Source organism: Vibrio sp. ZF 223 (assembly GCF_003050585.1).
Lineage (GTDB): Bacteria > Pseudomonadota > Gammaproteobacteria > Enterobacterales > Vibrionaceae > Vibrio > Vibrio crassostreae.
The window spans coordinates 254,247-261,117 of record NZ_PIGB01000007.1 but is presented as its reverse complement, the minus strand read 5'-3'; the positions used below and the strand labels follow the sequence as shown (position 1 = coordinate 261,117).

Sequence of the window (6,871 nt, the reverse complement as noted above, 5' to 3'; positions counted from 1 at the left end):
GCCACTCGGGAACCCCTCCAGGGTGTGTCTTACTCTTCACAAAGTAAGCCTAAATTGATGTTTTCCCATAAGCCCATCAACTAGGTTGTTCTCTTAACTCTTAAAAGAGGTAAGAAGAATATGGTGGAGGGAGACGGATTCGAACCATCGAAGGCAGTGCCGGCAGATTTACAGTCTGCTCCCTTTGGCCACTCGGGAACCCCTCCAGGGTGTGTCTTACTCTTCACAAAGTAAGCCTAAATTGATGTTTTCCCATAAGCCCATCAATCAGGTTGTTCTCTTAACTCTTAAAAGAGGTAAGAAGAAATATGGTGGAGGGAGACGGATTCGAACCATCGAAGGCAGTGCCGGCAGATTTACAGTCTGCTCCCTTTGGCCACTCGGGAACCCCTCCAGGGTGATTTTTCCTAACTCATAATGGATAGGCTAAAGAGATGTTTTTCCCAACGCATCTCTCAAGTGCGGAGCGCATCATAGCAAACACGCTAAACCTGTAAAGGGTTTTTCTTATGGTTTTGTGTTAAATGCTGCCTTTTTGGGCAAAGATGGCGAAAAGTACGCATATTGCTCGTGAAGTGAACATCTGTACTAAGGTTTACGTACTGATAGATAACACCTTGAGGTAATTGGCTTTCTGTATTCTATTCATTGTGTCTAGAACGTGATGAAACGTAAATGGAATTTAATCTAGATTTACACTTCTTGACGTTACAGCATTCATCAGTTGATAGAATACGGTTAATTTCATTTATAGATAATAATACCAATCGTAGTAAGTAACTTGTCATTCTAGCTTGTTAAAATGCTCGATAACTGCGTTAGAATTTTTGATTGTAGGATAACTACTTATCTAAAATGCTGCCTTGTTCTCAAGCCTTTTCCCTACGCTATTTTTGACCACTGACTCACTGTGATTGGTATAAACCTTACTTGCAGACCATTATTATGAAGCATAAATCTGTTTTAACCCTGCTTAGCTTGTCTATTCTTTTGGCGTCTCCAGCCGCACTTGCTAAACGTATGGGCCCTAGCACTGTCACTGTTGTTACTGAGCAAGTTGATATCCACCAAGTTAGCCAATCTCTTTCTTTGGTCGGCAAGTTAGAAGCCGAGCAATCTGTCATGATTACTTCTGAAGTGGCTGGCAGAGTGGACTCTATCAACATCAAGGCCAATCAAGATGTCACCAAAGGGCAGATGTTGGTCCAGCTCGACGATGATAAAGCGAAAGCGGCGGTTGCAGAGGCGCAAGCGTATTTAAAAGACGAGAAACGTAAGCTAGCGGAATTCCAACGACTAGTGAAACGCAACGCGATCACGCAAACTGAAATTGACGCTCAGAAAACTAATGTAGAGATCGCCAATGCTCGCCTAGCTGCTGCGAATGCTAATCTTAAAGACTTACACATTAGCGCGCCTTTTTCTGGCACGGTCGGCTTTATCGACTTTAGCCGCGGTAAAATGGTGACAGCCGGTACTGAACTTGTAACTCTAGATGACCTATCGGTAATGCAATTAGATCTGCAGATCCCGGAGCGCTACCTTTCTAAACTCTCTAAAGGTATGAAAGTAACGGCTCGTACTAGCGCATGGGGCGACACTCAGTTCACTGGCACTGTAGTGGGCATTGATTCTCGTATTAACGCTGAAACCTTGAACCTTCGAGTTCGAATTCACTTCGACAACAATAATGATTACTTAAAGCCGGGCATGTTAGTGGCAGCTGATATGGACTTTCCACCGGTGGAAGCACCCATTATTCCAGTTCAAGCACTTGAATACTCAGGTACTAAACGTTTTGTTTATGTCATTGGCGAAGATAACAAGGCGACACGAACCGAAGTGTTCCTTGCTGCTCGTATCGACAACGAAGTTGTGATTGAAAAGGGCATCGACATTGGTCAGAAAATTGTGGTGCAGGGCATAGTGAATATGCGTGATGGTGTTCAAGTTCAAGAACTGACCGTGAACCGCCCTGCTGAGTCAGCAAACGAGAAAGCAACACAAGAAGGCGCTAACTAATGTTGTTATCTGATGTTTCTGTAAAGAGACCAGTAGCGGCTGTCGTATTGAGCTTGCTGTTGGTGGTGTTTGGTATTGTTTCGTTCAATAAGCTTGCTGTTCGTGAGATGCCAGATATTGAAAGTCCGGTGGTATCGATCAGTACTCGTTATGAGGGTGCTTCGGCTACCATCATTGAGAGCCAAATAACCTCCAACCTCGAAGATCAGTTATCCGGCATCAGTGGTATCGACGAGATCGAGTCCACTACCCGTAACGGTATGTCGCGTATCACGATTACTTTTGAGCTTGGTTACGATCTCAATACTGGTGTGAGTGATGTTCGTGATGCGGTAGCTCGTGCACAGCGCTCATTGCCAGATGAAGCCGACGACCCTATTGTTTATAAGAACAATGGTAGTGGTGAAGCCTCGGTCTACATCAACTTAAGTTCGACAGAGATGGATCGAACGCAGCTAACCGATTACACCGAACGTGTGTTGATCGACCGCTTTAGTTTGATCTCTGGTGTGAGCTCGGTGGATATCTCAGGTGGCTTGTACAAAGTAATGTACGTCAAGCTGAAACCTGCGCAAATGGCAGGGCGTGGGGTTACCACATCTGACATCACTTCTGCGTTAAACAATGAGAATATCGAAAGCCCAGGTGGTGAAGTACGTAACGATGCGATTGTGATGTCGGTTCGTACCGCTCGTTCTTACACTGAAGCGGAAGATTTTGAATACCTAGTCGTTAAACGCGCTTCTGACAACACGCCTATTTACCTTAAAGATGTCGCTGATGTTTACATTGGCGCAGAGAACGAAAACTCGACCTTTAAGAGTGACGGTGTTGTTAACGTCAGTATGGGTATTGTGCCTCAATCAGATGCAAACCCGCTTGAAGTAGCTGACCTAGTACATAAAGAAGTCGAAGCAATTCAAAAGTTCTTGCCAGATGGCACTCGTTTAGCTGTCGACTATGACTCAACAGTCTTCATCGATCGTTCTATCTCAGAGGTTTACAGCACGCTCTTTATCACGGGCGGCTTGGTTATCCTTGTGCTTTACATCTTTATTGGTCAAGCACGTGCAACACTTATTCCAGCGGTGACCGTACCTGTATCTCTGATCTCGTCGTTTATTGCGGCTTACTACTTCGGTTTCTCTATTAACCTGATTACTCTGATGGCACTTATCCTGTCGATTGGTTTGGTAGTAGATGATGCGATCGTGGTGGTTGAGAACATTTTCCACCATATTGAACGTGGTGAGTCACCGCTGCTTGCTGCTTATAAAGGGACACGTGAAGTGGGCTTTGCGGTAATCGCAACCACTCTAGTCTTGGTGATGGTATTCCTGCCAATCTCGTTCATGGATGGCATGGTCGGTCTCTTGTTTACGGAGTTCTCGGTACTGTTGGCGATGTCAGTGATCTTCTCGTCGCTAGTCGCACTAACGTTAACGCCAGTGTTAGGCAGTAAAATCCTAAAAGCGAACGTTAAACCAAACCGTTTCAACCTGTTTGTCGAGCGCGTATTTGGCAAACTTGAGTCTGGATACCGCGCGGTATTGCGCCGTGCTTTAAACTGGCGTTGGGCAGCTCCAATCATCATTATCGCGTGTATGGGTGGTAGCTATGGCTTGATGCAACAAGTGCCGTCGCAACTGACGCCTCAAGAAGACCGTGGTGTTATCTTTGCGTTTGTTCGTGGTGCCGATGCAACCAGTTACAACCGTATGTCTGCCAATATGGACATCGTTGAAGAGCGCCTAATGCCGCTGCTTGGTCAAGGTTTCTTGAAGTCATTTAGTATTCAATCACCAGCGTTTGGTGGTAATGCTGGCGACCAAACGGGCTTCGTTATCATGATCCTGGAAGATTGGGATGAACGTGATGAAACCGCTCAGGAAGCGTTGAACGAAGTTCGTAAATCTTTAAATGGTATTCCTGATGTACGTGTATTCCCGTTCATGCCGGGCTTCAAAGGTGGTTCAAGTGAGCCTGTTCAATTCGTACTGGGTGGCTCTGATTACTCTGAGCTTCAGAAGTGGGGCGAACTGTTAAAGCAAGCGGCTGAAGACTCTCCAATGATGGAAGGTGCGGACATCGATTACTCTGAGAAAACACCAGAGTTATTAGTAACCGTAGATAAGCAACGTGCAGCCGAGCTAGGCGTTAGCGTTTCGGACATTTCAGATACGTTAGAGATCATGCTTGGCGGCCGTAGTGAAACCACCTTCGTTGACCGTGGTGAAGAGTACGATGTTTACCTGCGTGGTGATGAGAACAGCTTCAACAACGCCAACGATTTAAGCCAAATCTACATGCGAACTCAGTCAGGCGAGCTAGTAACGCTTGATACACTGACACACATTGAAGAAGTGGCATCATCGATTCGTTTGTCGCACTACAACAAGCAAAAGTCGGTGACCATCAAAGCTAACCTAATGGAAGGTTACACACTGGGTGATGCTCTGGATTTCCTTGATGAGCAAGCGATTGAACAGCTACCGGGTGACATCTCTGTGAGCTACTCAGGTGAGTCTAAAGACTTCAAAGAGAACCAATCAAGCATCTTAGTGGTGTTTGCGTTAGCGATGTTAGTTGCGTACTTGGTACTTGCAGCGCAGTTTGAGAGCTTCATTAACCCGCTGGTGGTGATGTTCACCGTACCTATGGGCATCTTTGGTGGCTTCTTAGGTTTGGTGCTGATGAGTCAAGGCCTCAATGTCTACAGCCAGATTGGTATGATCATGTTGATCGGTATGGTAACCAAAAACGGTATCTTGATCGTTGAGTTTGCTAACCAACTTCGTGACCGTGGTATTGAGTTTGAAAAGGCGATCATTGATGCTTCGGCTCGACGCTTACGTCCAATCATGATGACGGCGTTTACCACACTAGCAGGTGCTATTCCATTGATTACTTCAACGGGCGCAGGCTATGAAAGCCGAGTCGCTGTGGGTACGGTTATCTTCTTCGGTATGGGCTTTGCGACACTGGTCACTCTGTTCGTAATCCCTGCGATGTACCGACTGATTTCTGGCTCAACACGCTCTCCGGGTCACGTCGAAGCGGTGCTCAATAAAGAGCTTAGCCATGACAACGTGGGAAGAACCAGTCACGGTTAATGAACACGAAATAGTGTAACAATATTGAAAAGCCTGCGTTTGCTCCTAGCGAATTGCAGGCTTTTTTTGTATAACAAACAGAGCTCAACGAACTAATACAATAAATCGAATAAAGGAAAGTAAAGTGGCTGAATTTAAATACAAAGATCTTTCTCAAGAAGAACAAGACAAGCTTGATGCAGCAACCTTTCGTCGCCTGCTAGCACACTTGGATGATAACAAAGATGTGCAGAACATCGACTTGATGATCTTGGCGGGTTTCTGCCGTAACTGTTTCAGCAAGTGGTACAAAGCAGAAGCTGAGCAACAAGGCCTAGACTTGGATATCGATGACGCTCGTGAGCGCATATATGGCATGACTTACGATGAGTGGAAACAAAACCATCAACCAAAAGCGACGCCTGAACAACTAGCGGCATTTGAAGCGAAGCAGAAGCCAGAGTAATTTGTTGTCGTTAGTGATTGATTAACAGAACAAAAAAAGAGCCCATCAAGGGCTCTTTTCAATTTTGGTGTCGGTGCTTACCCTGTGGTTAAGCCAACTCACCTGTTTGCGAGAAAGCTTCCAACTTCGCTGCGTAAGGCTGTAGGTCACCGATATTCAGATTTACCCACTCGTCATTGAAGTAAGTGTCTAGGTAACGTTCACCACTATCACATAGTAAAGTCACGATAGACCCTTTCTCGCCACGCGCTTTCATTTCACTGGCTAGCTGAAGCACACCGTACATGTTAGTACCGGTTGATGCGCCAACCTTGCGGCCAAGAATGTCAGATAACCAATGTGTCGTTGCGATACTTGCTGCGTCTGGGATTTTACGCATTTCGTCAACCACACCAGGAATGAAGCTTGGCTCTGCTCGTGGGCGACCAATGCCTTCAATCTTGCTGAACGTACTGCCTTTCACGTTCGCATTACCGGTTTGGAAGTATTCGTGGAATACAGAGTTCTCAGGGTCGACAACACAAAGCTTAGTTTCATGCTGTTGGTAGCGAATGAAGCGGCCGATAGTTGCAGAAGTACCGCCAGTACCTGGGCTCATTACTACCCAAGCTGGAACTGGGTGATCTTCCATCTGCATTTGATTGAAAATCGAGTTAGCGATGTTGTTGTTACCACGCCAGTCGGTTGCGCGCTCAGCGTAAGTAAATTGGTCCATGTAGTGACCATTCAGCTCTTCTGCTAAACGACGAGACTCATCGTAAATTTCATCTGAGCGGTCAACAAGATGCGCTTGGCCGCCGTAGAATTCAATCTGCTCAATTTTCTTCTTCGCTGTGCACTTTGGCATTACAGCAATAAACGGCAGGCCAAGTAGGCGAGCAAAGTACGCTTCAGATACCGCAGTGCTGCCCGATGAAGATTCAATGATCGTTGTTTCTGGACCAACCCAACCGTTACAGATAGCGTATAAAAACAGAGAACGTGCTAAACGGTGCTTTAAAGAGCCAGTAGGGTGTGTGCTTTCATCTTTAAGGTAAACATCAATGCCTTCGATACTTGGTAGATCGAGCTTAATAAGGTGCGTATCCGCTGAGCGTTGGTAATCGGCTTCAATTTTACGAATCGCGTTGTTAATCCATTGATGGTCAGTGCACATAAGCGTTCTCCTGATCGAGTGTAGGAATTCTTTGTAATTGGTATGGTTCTAATTTATCTATAATTTGAGAGAAAAACTTTGCCATATTTGCTTTGTTTTGCTTAAATTGTAGAAAATTATTCTCTTTAAATTCGA

The 6,871-nt window shown here is 45.5% G+C and carries 4 protein-coding genes and 2 tRNA genes; 3 read left to right on the top strand and 3 right to left on the bottom strand.

The features are described 5' to 3' along the window. Positions 1 to 121: 121 nt before the first annotated feature. A tRNA-Tyr gene (locus tag CWO13_RS15400) sits at positions 122 to 206 on the bottom strand. Between the two features lie 103 nt (positions 207 to 309). Continuing rightward, positions 310 to 394: transfer RNA gene (locus tag CWO13_RS15395), tRNA-Tyr, on the bottom strand. A 551-nt stretch (positions 395 to 945) separates the two neighbouring features. Here CWO13_RS15395 and CWO13_RS15390 point away from each other — a divergent pair. The 3 genes from CWO13_RS15390 (at position 946) to CWO13_RS15380 (ending at position 5,580) form a co-directional block, all read left to right on the top strand. Further along, entirely contained in the window at positions 946 to 2,022 is a 1,077-nt protein-coding gene (locus tag CWO13_RS15390; protein WP_108083154.1) for an efflux RND transporter periplasmic adaptor subunit, read from the top strand. Continuing rightward, positions 2,022 to 5,135 (top strand): vibriobactin export RND transporter permease subunit VexH, encoded by a 3,114-nt coding sequence (gene vexH, locus CWO13_RS15385; RefSeq protein ID WP_108083153.1) that lies wholly within the window; start codon positions 2,022 to 2,024, stop codon positions 5,133 to 5,135. The genes CWO13_RS15390 and vexH overlap by 1 nt, the downstream gene beginning before the upstream one ends. Positions 5,136 to 5,259: 124 nt before the next feature. Continuing rightward, complete coding sequence (locus tag CWO13_RS15380; RefSeq protein ID WP_048658194.1) at positions 5,260 to 5,580, top strand: DUF1244 domain-containing protein; 321 nt, start codon at positions 5,260 to 5,262, stop codon at positions 5,578 to 5,580. Between the two features lie 88 nt (positions 5,581 to 5,668). Here the strand turns inward: CWO13_RS15380 and CWO13_RS15375 are convergent, their stop codons facing one another. Then, positions 5,669 to 6,736 (bottom strand): PLP-dependent cysteine synthase family protein, encoded by a 1,068-nt coding sequence (locus CWO13_RS15375; protein WP_017064069.1) that lies wholly within the window; start codon positions 6,734 to 6,736, stop codon positions 5,669 to 5,671. Between the last annotated feature and the right edge of the window lie 135 nt (positions 6,737 to 6,871).

Coding starts and splice junctions, on each gene's coding strand:
- vexH (WP_108083153.1), top strand. CDS start 2,022: ATGTTGTTATCTGATGTTTCTGTAAAGAGACCAGTAGCGGCTGTCGTA.
- CWO13_RS15390 (WP_108083154.1), top strand. CDS start 946: ATGAAGCATAAATCTGTTTTAACCCTGCTTAGCTTGTCTATTCTTTTG.
- CWO13_RS15375 (WP_017064069.1), bottom strand. CDS start 6,736: ATGTGCACTGACCATCAATGGATTAACAACGCGATTCGTAAAATTGAA.